Source organism: Quyinboa mangrovi (assembly GCF_042219825.1).
Taxonomy (GTDB): Bacteria; Bacteroidota; Bacteroidia; order Bacteroidales; family UBA5342; genus JBHJHP01.
On the sequence record NZ_JBHJHQ010000002.1, the window covers coordinates 344,763 to 367,297 of the forward strand.

The following is a 22,535-nucleotide window of genomic DNA, read 5'->3' on the forward strand; positions in this document are numbered from 1 at the left end:
TATGAATAAAAATTCACTTAATTGTTTATCACTAATTTCCCATTAAATTCTTTCCCTTTATCGTTTACTTTCACATAGTAAACTCCAGATTTCATATTTTCTTTATCAACCCTGGTTGTAGATTTTTTGGTTATATTTTTATAAACCATTTTTCCGGAAGTGTCATAAATATAAACTTTGTAAGGCTCCCCATATGTATTGTTGTAACATATTAATGCACTCTCACGTGCGGGATTCGGCATTATTGTCAGATCACTGCCACTGTTACGTGAAGCATCATTCAGGCTGGTTGAATTTCCCAGTTTAACTCTGAACAGCTGGAACGAGTAAGGCGGCAGCGTATAATCAAATGAACCGGAAACTGACACGGTTGATTCTACAGGTTTAATCAAATCCGGTGAGTTTAATGAATTTCTGGATGAAGATGAAGGTCCGGTTAGTGTGGTTACTTTTGCATCAACAGATGTATCCACATTTTTTAGTTTCATATTGACTGTTACAGGTTCCGGATCAGAATTTACCATCTTAATAATCAGTTCGTTGGTCTGGTTGTTCTTAACAACAGACGCGCTAACCGGTCCGTCCGGTGCAGGAATACTAAACAGGAGATTGTCATCCATATAGAAATCAACCGACTGCCCTTTAACATCAATTTTTATAGTGTACCATCTGTTGTTTGAGATGCTCCCTCCCCTTGAGACAAGTGTAGCTTTTGAGCCCTGGCTTGCCTGTTCAACGGCATTTTGAGTATTTCCCCAACCACCTATATTCAGCCAGTAATAGTTTCTGTCATCCTGCAGAGCAAATGGAATAAGGAAACCTTCTGCTCCTCCTGTTTTCATAGCCTTTAACGTAAAAGTATACTCACTTTTATCAATAACTGTGTTGGCAATGCTCCATGCCGGTGTCTGACCGCTTGATTGCACATAAGTTCCTGAACTTACACTGAATGAGCCATCAAATGGCGTCCAGTTTGCTGCTCCGTCACTGAAGTTTTCATCCAGTAATACGGTTCCGTTGCTTACAACTTTTACATCGTCAAAAACAACCTGCGTATTCCAGCTTCCTACGCCAATTTTACCCACAAACGGAGCACTGTTCTCAGGAACAGTCAAAGTACTTGGAATATATTCTTCACCATCATTCCAACTATATAGTTGCTGTACATAATAACTCGCTGTTTTCACCAGATTGTTGTTATCAAAACGGATCAGATCAGGATTCCACTGATTGTGGTTTTCATTACAGAATAACGGCGCGTAGCAGGTAAATTCAATGATATCCGCATTACGTTCAACACCGGTCAGGTAAGCTGCTTCAGAAATAGCATTGTACAGTTGATCACCCTGCGAGGCATATTCACCAATAAATACTTTCGGTCCGGTTCTTGGAAAATCGTCATATCTGTGATTATTCGTCAGAAACCATGATGGTGAATTGTAATAGTGTTCATCTACTGCATCCAGATTATTTTCCCTGCTGAACTCCCACAGACTTCTGTAATAGCTTCCCGTATCATCAGTACCTGATGTGCCTATAATCTTAATTTCCGGATGCTTTTCTCTTATAGCATTGGCAATTAAAAGGAATCTCTCACGAAATTCTGGAATATCATCTTCTTCATTTCCCAGTAGGATGTATTCCATATTAAATGGTTCAGGATGTCCCATGTCTGCCCTTACTTTACCCCACGTAGTGGTTATATCACCATTTGCAAATTCAATTAAATCAAGCGCATCATCAACCCAGGGTTGCATTTCTGACATAGGCACAATTTCCCTGTTTCGGAACTGGCAGGATACACCCAGTGGCAGAACCGGAAACGGGATGGCTCCGATATCTTCGCAAAACTGAAAGTATTCAAAAAATCCAAGGCCGTAAGTCTGATGATAGCCCCACAGGTTCCAGTTTGGTGTGCGTTCTGCAACATCTCCAACTGTTTCTTTCCAGCGGTAAGCATTGTCATTTCCACGTCCGTGGGAAACACATCCTCCGGGGAAACGCAAAAATCGTGGGTGAAGATCAGCAACAGCCTGTGCCAGATCCTGCCTTAATCCGTTCTTCCTGTTTTTAAATGTGTTTTGAGGGAACAATGAAATCATATCAAAATAGAGGGTTCCTGCTTCTTTTGTCTTTAGTTGTAAGGTTGCATCATCACTTGTCATGGTAACGGTGATTACGCCTGAAACTTTCTGCCAGTCGTTTGTAATGTTACTTATGATAAATGCCCCAATTGCTGTTCCTGATCCGTTAACTATCAATACCGACACCGGAGCAGAGAAGCTTCCATCACATCTTACATATGCTGAAAAATCATAATTATCTCTCTCTTTCACTGAGATTCCATCATATCCGGAGTTTTTAAATCCTACACTGGATCCTGTATTGGAAACTGCAAATTTCAGGTAGTGTGTATTGTTTTCATTAATGGGATTGCTGTTTTCCACTGTCATGGTTGCAACAGCTCCGCCTTCAGTTATAACTGACCATGCATCAAGCGGCTGCATGTCAGTATAACCGGCCACCGGATAATATTCGAAAGAGCGGTTCTGTACAAGCTCAGCATATAATCCGCCATCGGCTCCATAATTTATGTCTTCAAAGAATGCGCCAATCAGATTGGTACTGATAGCTTTCCCCTGTTCATTTCCATCTACTTCAAAAGTTACCTGACTTTTAGAGGTACATGAAATTACCAGCAATAAAAAAAGTATGATTACATTATTCTTCATGATACGGGTTAAAAATTTAGTATTCAAATCAATATTATTTCAAAGTTACGAATATACGAATGATTGTAAAACTAACACTTATTGGAAGTGATAATTTTTAATTTAACGCAATATTTTTATAAATCTGATGGATAAAATTACTGTTTTATGAATTCCCGCGTCAAATGTTTGCCATCATACGTAATATCCAGGATAAAAGTTCCCTGATCAAGATTGTCCAGCGGTATTTTAAGCCTCTCTGTTCCACGGGATATTTTTTCAGTAATATGCGTTCTCCCTTTTAAATCTATAATATTGAGAATTACATCGTTCTTAACTGCCCCAAGTTCTATATTCAAGATCTTATCTGCAGGATTCGGATATAATTTAATATTCATATTTATCTCATCCATTCCGGTAGCTGTTTTTGTTGTGGCTTCAACTGTCGATGTTGGTACTGATGATCCGCCGCTATTATAGGCTTTTAATCTGTATTGGTAAGTAGTTGATGAATTAAGGTTCCGGTCGACATAGATATTGGTTCCTGCCCTAACTGTATCAATAGTCACAAAAGAGCCGTCAGAGCCCCGCTCTATAATAAAGCCATCTTCATTAAACGAATTATCTGTCCATCTTAAAAGAATTGCAAAATCTGTTAGGGCGCTTGCTGAAAAATCTATTGGTGGATGTGGAGGAAAAATGGTGTTGATGTAGAAATCAATTATTCCACTGCCGAACGTACTATATCTTACACAGTTTTTATTTTCTATAAACTGAACATCAGTAAAATCGACACTTGGAATCGGATCCTCGTTCATTTGATACCAGTAATTATCTTCAACTGAAAATACCCATGCACCTTCATATCCACATGCAGCAAAAATATATTTCTCATCCGGAGACAGGTCAAAATCTCTCATCCTGTATATATCAAGCCCTTTCTTATGGGGTAAAAATATTCTGCCACCATCTTCAGAAATCAGAAAAGTATTACCAACACCAGCATAATACACCCTGTTGGAATCAATCTGGGATGCTTTTATAACAATCTGGTTTTTCGGATAATTATACGACTGATCGTTTGCTTTTGGGTAAGGACCAGGATAAAGGGTTTTTGTCCACGTAATTCCGGCATCTTTTGAATATAGAAATACACCGTTATTTAATGCGGCATACCAGTTATTCCGGTTCAGTTTTGAATATCCGAATCCACCCAAATCATCACCAAAACTGGAATTGAAGTTAAAATCATGTGTGGATTGGCTAATCGAATTCGAACCGGAATTATATGTGAATTTCTTCAGATTACTGCCATATGCTGCATATATTGCATCTTCGGATTCATCAGGTGAAGCAACGATAGGTGCAGCCCACCAGTTCCCTAAGCCATCAAATACAGCCTCACCACCGATACCTGTTGGAAAATTAAATCTGTGTTTTATCCTTCCATAGTAGAACCATGTCCATACCGATTTTTCTTTGCTGGCAAAGCAAACCCGTAGTACATCTGTTCCATCTATATCAACCGTATTAACGTCTGAAGCTGTATCAGGATAAGCTGTTGTGCCTCTGTCCTGATTAGCCATATAAACAGAATTGTAACGTTCACTGGTGGCAGCATCGTAATGCATGGCATACCATGCTTCGTTATTACACCAGATATAGGAGTCTTTATTTTCTGGTGTTTCTGAGACATAACAACCAAAATCGAGACCTGCAAGTGTAATGAATTTTCCGCCGGACATTTCAAATGTTTTCAGGTGTTGAAGATCCCATCCAAGTTTGTGATCATATCCGGTCCAGGTAGAACCATAATTCACAGAAAGTTTCATGTCCTCAAACCCACTGATAAGGATATTGGGCTTGTTGGGGCTTATGATTTCAAAAGGTTTGTCTCTTCCTGCGTTTTTCTGCGTCCACGTCTGACCTTCATCATCCGAATAATAAATGGTATAATCAGAATTGATAGTGGAAAGGTAAAAGTGATATTTTCCCCCGTAAAATGTTGCCGCAGCACTGGATAGATTTGTTCCGGCCAGCATGGAAGGCGAATTATACTTCAGTTCAAAATCTTCAATTTCCGGATCATATTTATAGATATCAACCTTTTTTGATCCTTTCCACCATACCCAAAGATAGGCATCGTTAGTGTTAAATGGTTTGGCTATTCTTACATCGTAAGTGGATATTGGAAAAGTCAATGAGGATTCCTGATAGGTTTTACCATTGTCCGCTGAGAAATATAAATGGTGGTAATTCGAGTTGTAAGTATGTAAAATAATTTTTTTGGCATTACCACTGGTAATTTCAAATGCCTGGTTCGACCAGCTTCTCGTTACTGATGCTCCGGTGCTGATGTTCCATGTTTTACCATCGTCATCAGAATATTCCATACGGTTTTGGTTATCGTTACTTCGTATAAGCCTGAACGTTGAGTCACCTAAGAGAGTCCCTGTAAATATCGGATTTGCTGAAGCGTTTTCAGGTGGATTCATCTGTATCTTATGGTTAAGCAAGGTCCATTTTATCTGGTTCTCGTATTCAAGTTTGTATAAATGGCCGGCATATGTAACCACATAGAACACATTTCGGAGCGAATCGTACGCTGAATTATCAACACGGTAACCGTAGCCTGTGGTATGGGGCACTTTGTGTTTCCATGTTCCGGTAAGGGCACCATTGGCGTAGCTGCTTTCGCCATTTACCGACACGGATTTCAGCAAGGTCTGTTGTTGTCTTCCTTCCAGGTATTTAAGGAATAGTTCCTTTTCTTTTCCCGTCAAAACTTCTTCATCGGGTCTTTCCTCATTTTCTTCTTCATAGTCTGAATCTTCATCATGAAATGAGATTCTTTCTGTCGTTAAAAACAGGGTGGACAGTCCAGCCACAATGATTAAAATGCCAAATAAAGAAAGTCTTTTATAGTTCATTGCATTGAATTTTATACAAAGAACGCTATTTCATCACACTTTACCTGTCATATAATCGACGATCTTTTTAAATATTTTTACTACGGGTGTTGTAAACGCGCAGAAGTATAAACAGTTAAAAAAAATGAAGCACGGAATGTGATTAGAAGGATCAGTTCTGCAATTCCTTTTTCGCAAAAGCAACCGCTTTTTCAAATGAATCAAAAATATGGTCGGCTGGTACAAGCTCAAGCAGTCCAAACGTATCAAAGTTTTGAAGAATACTACTGTTAACACCGGAGAAAGCAATTTTTACTCCGGTTTGCTTAATTATCTTAATGGCTTCTTTTAGGTTATGTAAACCGGTAGAGTCCACAAAGGGCACATGACGCATACGGATAATAAGAACTTTACTTTTAGCACCAATTTCCTTCAATGTTTCCGAATAGGTTTTCGCAGATGCAAAAAACATTGGTCCGCTGATCTCATAGATCGAAATGCCATTAGGAATTTCTGAGTAGTTCTCTATCAGGTCGCTGTCAATTTTTTCTTTTACCTCAGCATTACCGATATCAGCCATGCGCTTCATAAACAGTAATGCAGACAGAACGACGCCAACTTCAATGGCAATGGTGAGATCTACCAGTACGGTCAGTATAAAAGTGCTGAGTAAAACAATAATATCGAATACAGATCCGCGTAGTACAGATCGGAAGGACCTCCATTCACTCATGTTGTAGGCAACCACAATCAGAATACCGGCCAGTGCAGACATCGGGATCAGTTTTGCCCATTGTCCAAGAAACAACATGATGAGCAGCAGTGTAGCAGCATGAACGATACCTGCTATTGGTGTTCTACCGCCGTTCTTTACATTTGTTGCTGTACGTGCAATGGCTCCTGTTGCAGGAATTCCACCGAAAAAGGGTGTAACGATATTGGCAATGCCCTGTGCAATAAGTTCGGTGTTCGACCTGTGATTTCCGCTGATCATACCATCAGACACTACAGCAGAGAGTAATGATTCTATTCCACCCAACAAGGCGATTGTAAGGGCAGGAGCAAGGTAACCAGACAATTCGGACAATTGTATGTGGGGAAAATTGAAGCTGATTTGATTTGGGATATCTCCAAAAAACGATTCTATTGTTGTAACCGGAAGGTTAAAAAGTTTTACCACAATCGTTGTAAGCAAAATGGCAATAAAAGAACCCGGTATTTTGGTTGTAAGCTTTTTTGAAAAGACTACAATCAGGATCGTAATGGCAGTAATGGCAAGTGCATACGGGTTGATATGATTAAGATTAGCGGCATATGTTCCCCATTTGTCAATAAAAGCTGAAGGTACTTTGTCAAGATCCAGTCCGAGCGCATCTTTAATCTGTGTGGAAAAAATAACCAGGGCAATGCCACTAGTAAACCCAACGATTAAGGGATGCGGAAAGTATTTCAATAAGGCTCCAAGACGCAGAATACCGAATAAAATAAGAATTACGCCAGCCAGAATGGTTGAAATCATAAGCCCTTCAAATCCATACTTCTCCAGGATTCCATATACGATGACTATAAAAGCACCGGTTGGACCACCGATCTGAACGCGGCTGCCACCAAGGAAAGAAATGATAAAACCGGCGATGATAGCTGTAATTAATCCTTTTTCCGGTGATACACCTGAGGCGACAGCAAATGCTATAGCAAGAGGCAATGCTACAATTCCGACAACTACTCCCGATAGAACATCGGCTGAGAACTGTTTTTTAGATATTCCTGATTTTAGAACTGAGAAGAATTTCGGCTTGAATATGTTTTCCATCCTGGAGTAAAATAAAGCGCGAAATTAGAGTAATTTCAGATCCGTTGTTCCGGAAATGGCAGAAAATTTTTTATGTTACCCTTTTAAGTATTCCTGATACCGTAACATTATTTATTGAACCGGTTCCGGAACTTCTTCATATTCAAACGGAAAAAGATCTGATTTGTGATGTTCCTCCAACATGATCAGATCCATTTTTTCAACCATCTCAGGATGCTGATCTGCCACATTATGTAACTCACCTGTATCAGTGGTAAGGTCAAAAAGAACAAGTGTTGTATCCGGATTTTCCTGCATGCCGAATTTTATACCTTTCCAGTTGTCAATCAATACAGCCTGTTTACCTCCCTGTTCATGAAATTCCCAGTAAAGATAATCGTGTTCTTTCTGGGGTTTTCCAAGCATGGTTGGAAGGAAAGATATCCCATCAATATCCATAGGAGCTTCTGCGCCAATCATATCACATACTGTAGGCATAACATCCCAGAAGGCTGAAATATGATCCGTTTCGGAACCTGCGTTGATATGATCCTTCCAGACTGCAATCATGGGTTCGCGGATGCCACCCTCGTATAAATCGCGTTTATAGCCATTGAACGGGCCATTGCTGTTAAAATAATCAGGATCACCACCACCTTCCTTATGTGGTCCGTTATCTGACGTAAAAATAATGAGTGTGTTTTTGCTCAGGCCAAGTTCTTCAACTTTATCAATGATTTCACCTACCTGATCGTCCAGCAGTTTTATCATGGCTGCAAATGCGGCATGACATTCATCCTGTGAACCATAGGGCCCCAGCCGGTAACGTGGACCATCATCCACTCCTTTATAGGTTTTTTCAGGGAGAAATTTTCCCCGGTACTGATCCATATATTCTTCCGGTGCAACTAGTTCTGCATGTGGCATAATGGTTGGATAGAAAAGGAAGAAAGATGTATCCCTGTTATTTTCAAGAAACTGAAGCGCATGTTTGTGAATGAGGTTTGGAGCATACACGCCGTTTTGATGTCCCTGGTTTTCTTCCAGCATCACTTTGGTTTGGTTATGCCACAGATGATACGGATAATAATTATGCGCCAGTGTCTGACTGTTGTAACCGAAAAATTCATCGAAACCCTGAAAATTAGGATCACCCTCGGATCCGGGATAACCTAATCCCCACTTTCCGAAAGCGCCCGTAACATATCCGTTTTTTTTAAGAACTTCCGCAATTGTGAGAGCTGCGGAATCCATTGGAACCTGTCCTTCCGGTTCAACGCCCATATTGCCACGAATGGGTGTATGTCCGGTATGCATTCCGGTCATTAAAGATGATCGCGAAGGGGCACAGACAGTAGAACCTGCATAATGACGTGTAAACTTCATCCCCAATGCTGCAAGGCGGTCAATATTTGGCGTTTGAAAATGGGTTTGTCCGTAACAACTTACGTCACTATAGCCAAGATCATCGGCTAAAATGTAGATAATATTTGGTTTTTCTGCTGTTTTCTTCTCCTTAGGCTGACAAGAGGTTGCAGACAATAAAACTGATCCGGCAATAACGGTTGAAAATGTATAAAGGGATTTGTTCATCTTTTTACGAAAGTAATTTGAAGCATTAAAGATAAACATGATTGATAAAACAAACAAAAATGCTGTTGGAATTACAGTTCAGGGCCAGCTATTTTAACTTTTGAATGTAAAGATTCGTTTCCATTTTTGATGTAGCGCTTCCTCTTATGGAACCGGAAACCGGCATTGTATTTTCCTGAATCCGGCTTGATGCCACAGGAATATGATGATTACCGGTAGCTATGCCATGTGTGGGGTCAAGACCGATCCAACCAGCTCCCGGCAAATAAACTTCGAGCCAGGCATGTAGCTCAAAAGCTACAGCATCATCGTCCAGAAAGTAATATCCGCTAACGAATCTTGACGCAATACCCAGAAAGCGCAGGAGATTGATTTGCATCCATGCCAGATCTCTGCATGAACCTCTTTTTAAGTTAAAACTTTTTGCCGGAGTGTAAGGTGCACCTTCCAGCCGCGTTTCTATAAGAAAATCATCGTGTATGGCCTTTGTAATATTGGTCAGAAAAGGAATAGTTTCATTATTGGAAGCTTTTAATATCTGCTTCCCAAAATTTGCAAGGTTGTCCGGTACATCCTGATACCTGAGGTAGATTTCCAGTGACTCAGAATCTGTTGCGTTATAATGAAACGGTAAAACGTTATATTCGAGCGGATAAATCAGGAATTGAAACGGATTATAGGGGCTAATGGTCAGCAACGATTCACTTTTAATGTATAGTTTACTATGTACATCGTTAAACCAGCAAAGCTGGATGTCATTGTTTTCTGAATCCAGAAAGCGGGAAAGTCCTGCTGGTTCCGGATCAACCGTTATGTGATGCTCTTTCGCACTACAGTATGGTGTAAACTTCGGTTTGAATCTAAGAACGTGAGGTTCAAAAAAAACATCTGTACTAAAAAAATATTCTGTTATATGCGATATGTGCAGATTCATCCGGTTTATTCTTCGTCAAGCGTTTCAAATGCATCGCCGTTTTTAGTGAAAAGTTTATCCATCCAACTATCATCCAGATTGCTTATGGATTCACTCAACTGATGCTGCCAGAACTGAGATATACTTTGCAGTTCTTCCTTTTTGTATTGTTTTTCTATGATGTTGTAACTGTCTTTTTCGTAATACACCACATGGATTGGATAATCCACGTCGTTTGAGCTTACCTGTGTTGCATTAAATGACAGGAATCCGGCCTTTAGAGCGAATTTAAGACTTGAATTATATTTCAATACCCTGTCGAGAATAGGTTTTCCGTATCCGTTATTCCCAATGATCATAAACGGAGAACCTTCCGTAATTTCTATCCAGTTTCCTTCTGGATACAGAAGAAATACTTTATGTCCGTCGTCATCCTGAAGCTGACCTCCAACCAGTGCAAATAAATTAAAATGTAATCCGGCCTCCCTAAGTGCTTCTCTATCCTCTTTGGCTGCTCTTTTAACCTGTGCGGCAAATGCATTAACTGCCTTGTAAAGTTTATTAAAGGACGAATCATCTTCATCAATTATTTCTCTGAAATAAGTTAAGGCTTTGTCCCTGACAGATCTTAACCCTGAGGTCATAATGAAAAATGAATGTTGATTCTTATTTATGGTAAAGACTTTTTTTGCCTTTGTAGTTTCGTGCCCCGACGTGATCCTGGTATCTGAAATTCCTATGATACCAGATTTAACTTTAATGGCTAAACAATATGTCATAATAAAATGATTAGCTGATGCTTAAAGCATTTTCAATTGAGAAAAATGTATCAAAAATAGCTGATGATGTCTCATTTAATTTAACCTGAAAATTATCAAGATATTCGTGTAATCCGGTTTTAAAAATATCATTTATATCGGCATATTCAAGCTGTGATTTTAAAATTCCGATTTGTTTTTCTGCTTTATTTGAGTAACCTGTTGTACTTCCTGTAATAACGTTTAAGGATTTCTCTGCTTTATCGAGACAGTAAAGTATTGATCTTGGAAATGCGTCGTCCAGAATAAGAAATTCTGATATATGAAAGGGGGTTAGCTTCCCGTATTGTTTTCTGTACATATCGAATGCGCTCACAGATTTTAAGAGGGCTGTCCATTGAATGAGATCAAAAGGAGAACCCACTTCTTCCAGCTTTGGCAACAACATATGGTATTTTACGTCCAGTACCCTTGATGTTTTATCGGCTCTTTCAATCAGCTGTCCTATTTTTCCAAAGTGCCAACCTTCGTTCCGGGAAAGAGTTGTGTCGAAGATACCGTTTAATAACTGACATCCCTTTTTTATTTCATTAAAAAAACTTCGGGGATCATTTTTCTGCCATCGTTTTTTCTCTTTTTCATCTTTTACCAAATAGTATAAATTATTGATTTGTTGCCATATTTCCTTCGTGATGTCCGGTCGTACAGATCTTGCATTTTCACGTGCGCTGGTTATGGTATTGAGAATTGAATTTGGATTGTTTTCGTCGAAACCCAGGAAATAAATGACTTTATTTTTTACGGGTTTGCTATGCAGACTTTTATATAACTCCCAGTCTCCGGTTGTCGCTACCAAAGGCTGCCATTGTTCCGAAATGTCAGGGGGAAGGTCCAGCGAAAGGTTGAAATTTACATCCAGAAACCGTGCATAATTATCGGCTCTTTCAATATATCTGTTCATCCAGTATATGGCATCTGCAACTCTACTTAACATAGTGTGAAATTTAAATATTGTCCAAAACCCAGGTATCCTTACTTCCTCCGCCCTGCGATGAATTCACCACAAGTGAATCCTTTTTCAGGGCTACCCTCGTTAAAGCACCGGGAATAATTTTTACATCTTTACCGTAAAGTATATATGGTCGCAGATCTACATGTCTGCCATCAATAGAACCCTCCGTTAAAGTAGGAACTCTTGATAAATTAATCGTTGGCTGTGCAATGTAATTCCTTGGATTAGCTTTTATTTTTTTTATGAATGTTTGTTGTTCATCTTTAGTGGATTTCGGTCCGATAAGCATCCCGTAACCGCCGGATCCATCGGTTTGTTTTATCACCAACTTATCAATATTTTCAATCACGTATTTAAGATCGCTTTCTTCGGAGCAGATGTAAGTTTTAACGTTAGGAATTATAATATCTTCTCCAAGATAGTATTTTACGATACGTGGAATATAGGCATACACTGCCTTATCATCCGCTACTCCTGTTCCGGGTGCATTTACGAGTACAACATTTCCTTTTCTATAGGCTTTAAAAAGTCCGGATGTTCCCAGCATTGAATCTTTCCGGAATACCATCGGATCGAGAAAATCATCATCAACCCTTCTGTATATTACATCAACCTTTTGTAAACCCTTTGAAGTGATCATATATACAATATCGTTCTTTACAACAAGATCTCTTCCTTCTACAAGTTCGGCACCCATTTGCTGAGCCAGGTAGGCGTGTTCAAAATATGCAGAGTTATAAATTCCGGGTGTAAGTACCACAATATTTGCATTCTGAACCGGAGTAAGTGACTCCAGCATATCGCGCAAATGATGCATATAATTATAAACCGGTCGAACATGCAGTTTTTCAAAAAGCTCTGGGAAGGTACGTTTAAGAATTTCCCTGTTTTCAAGCATATAGGATACTCCGGACGGGCATCTCAGGTTATCTTCGAGCACGTAAAATTTACCATCTTCACCGCGAATAAGGTCGGTTCCGGTTATATGACTCCAAACGTTAAGGGGTGGTTTTATTCCCATACACTCTTTAAGGTATGATTTGGTTCCTGCAATCAACTCATGTGGAATGATCTTGTCCTTCAGAACCTTTTGTTCATTGTATAAATCATCAATGAACATATTTAATGCAATGATGCGCTGAGTTAAACCTCTTTCAAGATAATTCCAGTCATTTCCATCTATTATTCTCGGAAGAATATCAAGATGTAATATACGTTCTATTCCCTGGTTGTCGCTGTAAACATTAAAAGTCATGCCCAATGACAATTGGGCCCTGTCTGTTGAATGCTGCAGGAAATTAAGTTTGGTCCAACCCAGTTTATCCAGTCTTTTTTTGAATAATTTATAATGAGGTCTGACTTTTCCGTTTGCGTCAAACATTTCATCATAAAAACCTTTTGCGATATATTGATCAAAACTTATTCTTGGCATATACCTTTTTGAATTTGTTATACTATATTGTAAAGCTTCATGTAAAGGCCATAATCAAGTTTATTCTGATCAGGCATTTTGCTATTTATTTTGAATTATTCATTATAATTCATCAAGCTTCCAAAGCATGAACTTAAAAATCATGGACAGAATTTAAAGTTCAAATCCGATACAATTATAGCAAATTATTACATGAAAGTGTGTTAAATGTGTCAAAAAGTTTATTTATAGATATAATTATAGTGCATTGTGGTATTGATTGTCTTTTTAAGGTTTCAAAATTACTTTATTATAGTCAGCTGTCGGATTCCTTTAAAGATACATCAATTTCAAGAGTAACATATTAGTATATTTTTTTACGTCATTTATTTTCTTTAGCCCCTGAATTGTATAAACGGCAACGAAACATAATATTTATTAGCTATTTATCTGCTTGAATATGAAAATTGAAATTTGCATGTCCGAATGTGCCGTACAGTCTGAGCCAGATCGGCAGGAGCATTTCCATTCCTCTTGCGGCACTGATGTCTCCAAGATCCAGAATATTCTCATGTTTCCATCCAATACTGTAAAGCAGGTCTTTTACCATCTGTCTTGCATTTTCATCATTCCCGCAAACGAATACATTGTGATCGCCTGCAATCGTTACCGGATGCATCATGATTACAGTATTCATGGTATTCAGGCTTTTTACGACCAGGGTTTCAGAAAATTCACGTTGAATCTGTTCTGCAAGGGAGTCTGTATTGCATACTGCCAGGGAAGGAGGCATGCCTTTTGAAAAATCCAAAGGATTGGCAACATCAAGCAGGACTTTACCTTTAAGTGTTTCTTTACCAACTGTTTTTAACACAGCCAGGGATACTGAGCCATTCGTTGCATTTATAACCAGATCAGCTTCATTTGCTGCTTCATTGAATGCCATTAATGTTACAGCTGAGTTAATCTTATGCCATTCAGAAAATGATGTTCCGGTCATCTGATTTGGTTCTGTACGCTGGATGGTTTCATGCGGATTGCGTGTTCCCATAACCACCTGATGGTGTAATTCAACAAGCCGGCTGGCAATGGTTTGTCCTACAACACCGGTACCTAATATCGTAACTTTCATGTATAAAGTGCTTTTAATGAGCTTACTTCAGTTTAGTGTCTTTTTTCAGCATAGTCCGACAATCTACCGTAAACAGCAGATCTAATCTGTTATGCAAGCAAGTAAAATGGGAATGTATACCTGTATAATGCAATTAAAATGAGAGAATTAATTGCATTATTAAAGGTATGAAAATGTATTTAGAAAGCAAAATGTTGATGATACAATAAGCAACATTGTAAGAACAAGGTGCACGGTTTTCATTTTTTTGAATATTAATTAAGTACAAAATTAATTGGCAACATAAAACTTACGTTTACGGGTATACCATTAACTTTTCCAGGAATCCATTTGGGCATGTTTTTTACTACTCTTACAGCTTCTTCGTTCAGTGACTGATGTACACCTCTTATAACTTTAATATTTTTGATAGTTCCATCTTTTTTAATTACAAAATTTACATAAACCCTTCCCTGTATCCCTTTTTTTTGTGCTTCTGCCGGATACCTGATTATATTACTCAAATAACTCATCATTGCCATTTCGCCACCGGGAAAAGAAGGCATATCTTCCGGTTTTATATAAATAATGGCATCTTCTTTTTCATAACAAATAGGATTGTCATGAATATAATTTTTGAATCCGGTTGGATTAAAATAAAACCTGGAAGAAATGGCCTCACCATTTTTATGTGCTGGAATCCATTTTAGATCCTTAGAATACAGATACGACATTATGCTATCATTAAATGACTTTTGAGTGATAAAATCATTTTCATTCAGGTCTTTCAAATTGTCTAAAAAAACTAAATCTGTGGTTTTTCCGGTTTTATCAACCGTTCCCTGAATAATTGGGATTCCAACTATTCCTTCTGAATTTTCTTTCATCCTGTTCTTGTAGAAAGCCATTAGTTCTTCAAAGTTAATGAGCAGTGCCGGATAATCAAGACCTGTTTTTATCCAGTTGCCGTCGATCTTTGCCATATATTCAGGAGGATTATTATAGAAGTGATACCTAAGAATTTGATCCGATTTTGAGTCATAAGCATAAACAGGTTTTTCATTTACATTGTATTGAAAAATTACACTATCATGACCATTATAATAAAACACGGCTCGTTGAACCTTTATGCCAAGATCATCAAAAATGAATGCACTGTCCAGTATTCCTGATGAATAATACTCAAGTCTCTCTACTAAAGACCTATAATTATAATACTGCCAGATGCCATCTTTTCTCTCGTTAGAATAGGTTCCTCTTTTATTTAGATGGTATTTAGCTTTTTTGTCGCCTGCATCTTTTGAGTAGTATGACCATAACTTACTCTTTTTATTATTATGGTAATTTCCTTCAGTTAATTTTCCGGTTCTTTTGTTCTCCTCCCTGTAATATCCTTCTTTAATATCAGGATCTGATTTTAGTACATAAAACTCTCTTGCCAAATTATCCGGTAGTTTTTGTTTTACTTTTTTTACTTTTTGGCCGTAAGCAGAGAGGGCAAGCAACATCAATCCGGAAACCAGGAAGAGCTTGTATCTGATAATTTTTGTTTTATACTGTCTGATCATATTATTTAAATTATACGCAGGTCTTTTAACTCTCCGTTTTCGTATATTTCTTCTTTTGTTTTTTCTCCGAACTCATTAAAAATTTCCTGTATTCCGGTCTTTTTGCCCTCTATAAATTCTACACTTGAACTCACTGTTCCATCTTCAAAATACCAGTTCCATATACCGGTTTGCTTATCGTTTTTATAAGTTCCTTCAACCTGGAGTTCGCCACTTTCAAAATAGAGTTTTGCCGGACCATTCAGATGACCTGTCTCATAATTTTGTTCAGCTTGTAATTTCCCCGTACCAGGTCCATAAGTAATCCATTCACCTTCCCGTTTTCCCTCAACCAGTTTCCCCGATTCAAATAGTTGATCACTTTCGGGATAATAGCTCACATAATCTCCTTCACCATTGATTATGATATGGTTATTGTGTATATCCCAGGCACTTATAATTTTGAATATGTCATCTTCCATTACATATTCTGTCCTCAATGCTCCAACGTTGGAATATTCTTTCCAGATACCAACTTTTATACCGTTTTCAAGCTTCCCTTTCTGACTGACCCGGCCATTCCCGTAATAGGATACATATTCACCGTTTCCGTCTTTTATAATCTGATTTCCATCTTTTAACCAAACATTTAGAATATAAGGTTTCTTATCCCTGTAAGTTATTTCACTTTCAGGACTGCCATCTTCAAAATAATTATACCAGGTACCTGTCATTTCACCCTTATGCATGTTGCCGGTTGAAAGGATATTTCCGTTTTCATGATAGGTTGTATACTTACCTTCCGGTTTGTCAAGATGGTAATTACCTTCAAAGCTCACCTGACCTTTTGCATTCCAACCTTTCCAAAAGCCTTCCTGACGTCCGTTTTCAAACCGTCCGGAGTCCATTATGCTGCCATTATCATAATAGTGCTTCCATTGTCCGTTCTCCAGCCCATCTTTATATAATCCATCCTGAATAAGTATGCCTTCTGTATTGTACCATTTCCAGTTTCCTTCCTGCGATCCTTTCACATAATTAGCTTCAAGCTGCTTGCTTCCGTTTTCGTACCAGTATGTCCATGGACCATTCTGCCTGTTCTTTTTGATTTCTCCTTCATACATTCGCTGGCCTGACTCATAGTAATAAGTTTTGAAACCATTGTTGCCTCTGCTCAGTGTGAAAATAAAAAGAGCCATAATAACAACGCTGGAAATAACCAATGGTTTCTTGAATTTCTGATTTGCAGGTAAACCATCATATTCACCATTTTGTATTTTTAAAAGTTCAGCATTGCTTAGTTTTCTAAAAGCAAACCGGTAACCTTCGTAAATGGCTATTCCATAAAATAACAGGTCCATTGGTGAGAATGACTCCGCCATGATTTGCAGGATAAGGCTGAAATTTAAATAGTTTAGTGTCTCAAAATATCCAAGTGCCTGTTCCTGTGCTATAAAGCCTACCTGAGCAAACAGATTTCCGAAAACGCAACCCAACATGGATAAAACAGCACCAAGAATTCCGAATTTTTTATCTACACCTGATCCAAAATAACGGACTGCATTTCCAACAAGATAACCAACGCCAATGGCCATAAATCCAATTTGCATCTTTGTCACAACGCTTATAACCGCCCAAACAACAGCGCTCACCAGCATGGTCATCAGACCACCAGCAACAGCAAAATTAAAATCCTGATAATATTTCAGAGATGCAAGGATTTGTTCTCCCTGTTTGGAATCTATCAGTGCTGCACTTACCGGCTCTTCAGATCTGTTGTCAACGTCCTTGATTTCAGGATCTAAGGAAAAAGATTCACAAGTTTCTTTAAAATCCGCTGGCTTCTGTGTTAGATTACAGATAATTCCCTGTTTACTGTCATATTTTCTGTTCAGACATTTCTTACAGAATATGAGATGTTCTTTTCGGGTCATGAGTATGAATAATTAAGGTTAGATAATATGCGGTTAAACGTTTTAATAGCAACAAACATGACAAACAGCTAAACTTTAAAGTTTAAGTTGACAACACTAAAATATACAATGGCTATTAATTATACAATCAGAAAGTTAAAAAATGTTATATAAAACGTAGAATACCTTATTATGAAAGGCTTTATTAGTGAAATTTATAACCGTTATAAACAGAATAACCGCATCAGGTGTTTTTAAAGTTCCAACTATCCAGAAAAAATGCTTAGTGGTCATACCGAAATAAAAACATATGCTTTAACAGATCAGAATGATGATCCTGTTGAGTTTATTTTGAAAGATGTTGCCGCACTGTATGATGAGATGGAAGGAAGACCGGATAAACCTCACCGTCATGATTATTATACCATCATTCTTTTGGAAAAGGCCAAAGGCATTCATAACATTGATTTTAAAAGTTATGATATGTTCGATAAGAGCCTGTATTTCGTATATCCGGGTCAGGTTCACCAGGTCATTGCATCAGAACGTCCTTCCGGTTGGGTGTTGAATTTCAACAAGTTATTCCTGATAAAAAACAATATTCACGACAAAATGGTGGATGATGTTTATTTGTTTAATGAGCACGGGGAAACACCACCACTTCCTTTAAACAATGAACAGTTTGAATATTACAGAACCATTGTCAGCCATATTTGTGACTATTCTCAAATGCAGATGGAATATAAAAGTGATGCGCTTGGTGCATTGTTAAAATTATTGCTGATTCAGAGTAATAACCATTGTTCACTTAACAAAGCAAAAGATCTTCAATCTCTGGAGGCAGGAAATCAGTTGGTAAGAAATTTCAAGAATTTAATTGAGCAGCATTTCCGGATCAACCATAAAGTATCGGATTATGCTGATATGTTATCTGTGACCAGTGACTACCTTAATAAGTCGGTTAAAGCGCTGACAGGTAAATCAGCCAAAGAATATATTTTACATCGGATTATTCTTGAAGCCAAACGTTCATTATTATTTACCGAATTAACCAACAAGGAACTGGCTTATGAGCTTGGATTTGAAGAACCGGCGCATTTCAGCAACTTTTTTAAGCGGTATAGTGGTGTAGCACCTTTGGAATTCCGCAATTCAGCCCGACAGAACTGATTTTTGCAATACCCGACCTGATTTTCGCATGGCCTGCCGTACCAACTCACCGTACCTTTGTAGTGTAATATAAAAACAAAAAGGGAGTGAGATATGAAAACCATAATCCATAAGGCAAACAGTAGGGGACATGCCAATCATGGTTGGCTGGATACCCATCATACATTCAGTTTTGCGAATTATTATGATCCTGAACGTATTCATTTCGGTGCACTCCGCGTATTGAATGACGATGAAGTGGCACCGGGAAAAGGATTCGGGATGCATCCGCACGATAATATGGAGATTATTTCCATTCCGTTATCCGGTGATCTTGAACATAAGGATAATATGGGTAATCAGGCAGTAATTCAGGAAGGAGATGTGCAGGTAATGAGTGCGGGAACAGGTGTGTTTCACAGTGAATATAACCGGAACAGCGATAAGTCGGTGAAGTTTCTTCAGATATGGGTTTTTCCTGACCGCAAAAATATTGAACCGCGCTATGATCAGGTTTCAATTCGTGACTTGAAAACAGAAAATGAACTCTTTCAGGTCCTTTCGCCTGATAAAAACGATAAGGGTGTTTGGGTCTATCAGAAAGCCTGGTTTAGTATGGGGCATTTTACAGCACACAAAACGGTAGAGTATGAACTTAAAGATGCCAGTGATGGTGTGTATGTTTTTGTTTTGGAAGGTAATGTATCCATTGAAGGAAATAACTTAAGTAAACGTGATGGAATTGGGATCAGCGAAACGGAAAAAGTAAAAATAGAAACAGAAAGCGGAACATCGCTTTTAGTGATGGAAGTTCCGATGCAGATTGGATAATAAATATTTTTAATCAAATTAAATACATAAGCAATGAAAACAATTAATCTTTTAATTTTTGTAGTGCTGAGCGCGCTGGTTAGCAAAGTCTCAGCAGAAGAATTGACGGCCAGTACCCAAAAAAGTGAAATTACCTGGGTTGGTAAAAAAGTTGGTGGTCAACATAATGGGACCGTAGGTTTGAAAAGTGGTTCCATTGTAGTGAAAAACGATGTTATATCGGGCGGAGAGTTTGTGGTGGATATGAGCACCATTAAAAATCTGGACCTTGAGAGTGAGGAATATAACCAGAAACTGGTAAATCATCTTAAATCCGATGACTTCTTTGGTGTGGCGAAACATCCGGAAGCCAAACTGGTTATCAAAGGGAAATCTCCACTGAAGAATGGTAAAGCTACTGTTAAAGGAGATCTTACCATAAAAGGGATCACGCATCCTGTAACCTTTGATGTGACAAAGGAAGGAAACACATATGCAGCAAATATAAATATTGACAGAGCAAAGTATGATGTGCGGTATGGGTCAGGTTCATTTTTTGATAACCTGGGAGACAAAGTGATTGATGACATCTTTGTTCTTGGAGTAACTTTAGTGGTTGAATAACATTTTTCGACACTATTGTGAAATAAAAACCTGTGGTTGTTTCCACAGGTTTTTTTGTGTTAAAGAATTGAACAAATACAGTGTTTTTATGCTTATAACTAAAACGTTATAAACGTTCTGATATATTAAAAATTCAAAACCATGAATACACTTGAACAATTCAAACAATTTACAAAAGTCGTGGCTGATACAGGCGATTTTGGATCAATTAAAGATTATAAACCCCAGGATGCAACCACGAATCCGTCTCTTATATTAAAAGCCTCGCAAAATAAGCAATATGCAAAACTGATTGATGAGGCAATTGAGTTTGCTAAAAAGCATGAACCGGATAAAGCTAAACAGCTGGATCTGGCTATGGACCGGGTTGCTGTAAATTTTGGACTTGAAATATTGAGAATTGTACCTGGCAGGGTTTCTACCGAGGTAGACGCAAGATTAAGTTTTGATACCGAAAAAACGGTTGAAAAAGCACGGCATATCATTGATATGTACGAAAAAGAAGGTGTGATGCGAGAAAAAATTCTCATAAAAATAGCATCTACCTGGGAAGGTATACAGGCGGCTAAAATTTTAAAGGAAGACGATATTCACTGTAATATGACACTGCTTTTTAGTAAGGCTCAGGCCATTGCATGTGCTGTGGCAGGTTTGCAGCTTATTTCTCCATTCGTGGGAAGGATTCACGACTGGTACAAAAAAGATTGGGGCGTGGATTCTATTTCTGCAGAAGATGATCCGGGTGTGAAATCTGTAGCGGATATTTTTACGTATTATAAAAAGTTTGGATATGAAACCGAAGTGATGGGAGCCAGTTTCAGAAATACGGGGGAAATTCTTAAATTAGCCGGATGCGATCTGCTCACGATTTCGCCGGATCTTTTAGAAGAAATGGAAGGTATGGATGTAGCGGTGGAACGCCAGCTTTCTGTGGATGAGGCCAAGAAAGCTGATATTGAGAAGATTGAAGTGGATGAAAAAACATTCCGTTGGATGTTGAACGAAGATGCAATGGCTACGGAAAAACTGGCTGAAGGGATTCGGAAATTCAGTGCCGATTTGATAAAACTGGAAGAGTTGATGAAGGAAAAACTATAATCTGATATTAAATGACTGTATTAAAATTTGATGAAACACCTTATGAAAAGGTCAAAGAAGGCTTACAACGAAAAATCATCCATACGGAAAACCTGATGACAGTAGTTATTGATTTTACCAATGGTCCTTGGAGTGAGCCGGAACCACCGCATAATCATCCGCACGAACAGACTGCTTATGTGGCCGAGGGAGAACTTATTTTTCTCTGCGAAGGTGAACCCGATCAACACTTAAAAGCGGGTGATATGTATTCTGTGCCACCTTATAAAATGCATACTATTCAGTTGCTCAGTCCTACGGCCAGAATTGTGGATAACTTTACACCTTTGCGGGAAGACTTTTTGAAAAAGTAAATTCAGAAATTGAAAGGAACTTTTTTATCAAAATAATCCATCCAGGAATATAATCTTTTACCAAGGATTTGTTTCTGGATTTCTTTTGATTGCAGCTCAAAATTATTGTATTCTTTTTTAAACGAGGTGTAGTCAAAATTCTGAGGACGAGACTTTATTTGTACAATGCAGAATATAAGGCCACTTACAAAAATTAGCGGCGTTAATTTTCTTGCTTTTATTTTTGGGAGAAGTAAAATTGTAAGGTTGACGGCCGCAACTCCGGCTATGATTAAAAATAAATCATAATTATTCCACCACCAGATTTCGCCGGTTCCACCGGAATAATGTGAAGATGGCCAGAAAAGATTTATTCCTTCCCATGTATATCCGGGTGTAGGCATATCTTCCAGCAGATGAATGATGTAGCCTGCGCAAAAGGCAAGAAGAATCAAAGAACTTCTTTTAAGATGAATGATAAAATTTTCTTTGGAATGTTTTCCACGACCATTTTTAAACAGAAAAAGTAAAGAACCTAAAATTAGTGTGATTAAAAATGCCGCAAAAAATGAATGGAAGAAACCATGATGTGAATACCAGTATTGTGCATAGTAAATCTTGTTTCCATCTTGCAGATTGAGGGTGCTGCCAAATGTTTTATCAAATCCTGACCATAAACTGAAAACGTCAAAATCAGGTAATATACCACCAATTGCAGAAGCAGATAAAATACGGGCTTTAGCCATAAATCCTCGCCTTGAAAAAGAAGCAAGAACTGTTCCTACAGCCACGCCGGAAACCATATGTGTTAGTATATCCATGTTATCTGAAGGCTAAAATATAATAGTTTTT

At 38.2% G+C, this 22,535-nt stretch carries 17 protein-coding genes; 5 read left to right on the plus strand and 12 right to left on the minus strand.

What is annotated here, in order from left to right; all coding sequences use genetic code 11:
• Window positions 1-17: 17 nt before the first annotated feature.
• The 11 genes from ACE1ET_RS04745 to ACE1ET_RS04795 form a co-directional block, all read right to left on the minus strand.
• Window positions 18-2,732: an alpha-L-arabinofuranosidase C-terminal domain-containing protein gene (locus ACE1ET_RS04745; RefSeq protein WP_375727217.1), complete on the minus strand. Its 2,715-nt coding sequence runs from the start codon at window positions 2,730-2,732 to the stop codon at window positions 18-20.
• A gap of 137 nt (window positions 2,733-2,869) precedes the next feature.
• On the minus strand, window positions 2,870-5,641 hold the full coding sequence (locus ACE1ET_RS04750; RefSeq protein ID WP_375727218.1) for a T9SS type A sorting domain-containing protein: 2,772 nt from the start codon (window positions 5,639-5,641) through the stop codon (window positions 2,870-2,872).
• A gap of 151 nt (window positions 5,642-5,792) precedes the next feature.
• Window positions 5,793-7,433, minus strand: coding sequence for a SulP family inorganic anion transporter (locus ACE1ET_RS04755; RefSeq protein WP_375727219.1), 1,641 nt, complete (start codon window positions 7,431-7,433; stop codon window positions 5,793-5,795).
• 111 nt (window positions 7,434-7,544) lie between these two features.
• The gene (locus ACE1ET_RS04760; protein WP_375727220.1) at window positions 7,545-9,005 is read right to left on the minus strand and encodes an arylsulfatase; all 1,461 of its coding nucleotides are present in this window, start codon (window positions 9,003-9,005) and stop codon (window positions 7,545-7,547) included.
• A gap of 88 nt (window positions 9,006-9,093) precedes the next feature.
• Entirely contained in the window at window positions 9,094-9,939 is an 846-nt protein-coding gene (locus ACE1ET_RS04765) for a transglutaminase family protein (RefSeq protein WP_375727221.1), read from the minus strand.
• A 5-nt stretch (window positions 9,940-9,944) separates the two neighbouring features.
• Entirely contained in the window at window positions 9,945-10,697 is a 753-nt protein-coding gene (locus tag ACE1ET_RS04770; RefSeq protein WP_375727222.1) for a proteasome-type protease, read from the minus strand.
• A 10-nt stretch (window positions 10,698-10,707) separates the two neighbouring features.
• The gene (locus ACE1ET_RS04775) at window positions 10,708-11,670 is read right to left on the minus strand and encodes an alpha-E domain-containing protein (protein WP_375727223.1); all 963 of its coding nucleotides are present in this window, start codon (window positions 11,668-11,670) and stop codon (window positions 10,708-10,710) included.
• Window positions 11,671-11,680: 10 nt separating this feature from the next.
• Window positions 11,681-13,120 (minus strand): circularly permuted type 2 ATP-grasp protein, encoded by a 1,440-nt coding sequence (locus tag ACE1ET_RS04780; protein WP_473774470.1) that lies wholly within the window; start codon window positions 13,118-13,120, stop codon window positions 11,681-11,683.
• 421 nt (window positions 13,121-13,541) lie between these two features.
• Window positions 13,542-14,231 (minus strand): NADPH-dependent F420 reductase, encoded by a 690-nt coding sequence (locus tag ACE1ET_RS04785; protein ID WP_375727224.1) that lies wholly within the window; start codon window positions 14,229-14,231, stop codon window positions 13,542-13,544.
• 254 nt (window positions 14,232-14,485) lie between these two features.
• On the minus strand, window positions 14,486-15,778 hold the full coding sequence (locus ACE1ET_RS04790) for an energy transducer TonB (RefSeq protein ID WP_375727225.1): 1,293 nt from the start codon (window positions 15,776-15,778) through the stop codon (window positions 14,486-14,488).
• A gap of 5 nt (window positions 15,779-15,783) precedes the next feature.
• The gene (locus ACE1ET_RS04795; protein ID WP_375727226.1) at window positions 15,784-17,691 is read right to left on the minus strand and encodes a toxin-antitoxin system YwqK family antitoxin; all 1,908 of its coding nucleotides are present in this window, start codon (window positions 17,689-17,691) and stop codon (window positions 15,784-15,786) included.
• A 258-nt stretch (window positions 17,692-17,949) separates the two neighbouring features.
• Here ACE1ET_RS04795 and ACE1ET_RS04800 point away from each other — a divergent pair, with 258 nt between their 5' ends.
• From ACE1ET_RS04800 to ACE1ET_RS04820, 5 genes are all read left to right on the plus strand, one after another.
• Window positions 17,950-18,840 carry an AraC family transcriptional regulator gene (locus tag ACE1ET_RS04800; protein WP_375727227.1) on the plus strand — a complete coding sequence of 297 codons (891 nt, stop codon included), beginning with the start codon at window positions 17,950-17,952 and terminating at the stop codon, window positions 18,838-18,840.
• Between the two features lie 93 nt (window positions 18,841-18,933).
• Window positions 18,934-19,650, plus strand: coding sequence for a pirin family protein (locus ACE1ET_RS04805; protein ID WP_375727228.1), 717 nt, complete (start codon window positions 18,934-18,936; stop codon window positions 19,648-19,650).
• A gap of 33 nt (window positions 19,651-19,683) precedes the next feature.
• Window positions 19,684-20,253, plus strand: coding sequence for a YceI family protein (locus ACE1ET_RS04810; RefSeq protein ID WP_375727229.1), 570 nt, complete (start codon window positions 19,684-19,686; stop codon window positions 20,251-20,253).
• A gap of 141 nt (window positions 20,254-20,394) precedes the next feature.
• A complete protein-coding gene (tal, locus tag ACE1ET_RS04815; protein WP_375727230.1) occupies window positions 20,395-21,351 on the plus strand; it encodes a transaldolase in 957 nt (318 codons plus the stop codon).
• An 11-nt stretch (window positions 21,352-21,362) separates the two neighbouring features.
• Window positions 21,363-21,704 (plus strand): cupin domain-containing protein, encoded by a 342-nt coding sequence (locus tag ACE1ET_RS04820; RefSeq protein WP_375727231.1) that lies wholly within the window; start codon window positions 21,363-21,365, stop codon window positions 21,702-21,704.
• Window positions 21,705-21,706: 2 nt separating this feature from the next.
• On the opposite strand, the gene ACE1ET_RS04825 is transcribed toward ACE1ET_RS04820, so the two are convergent.
• Window positions 21,707-22,504 (minus strand): metal-dependent hydrolase, encoded by a 798-nt coding sequence (locus ACE1ET_RS04825; RefSeq protein WP_375727232.1) that lies wholly within the window; start codon window positions 22,502-22,504, stop codon window positions 21,707-21,709.
• Window positions 22,505-22,535 lie beyond the last annotated feature (31 nt).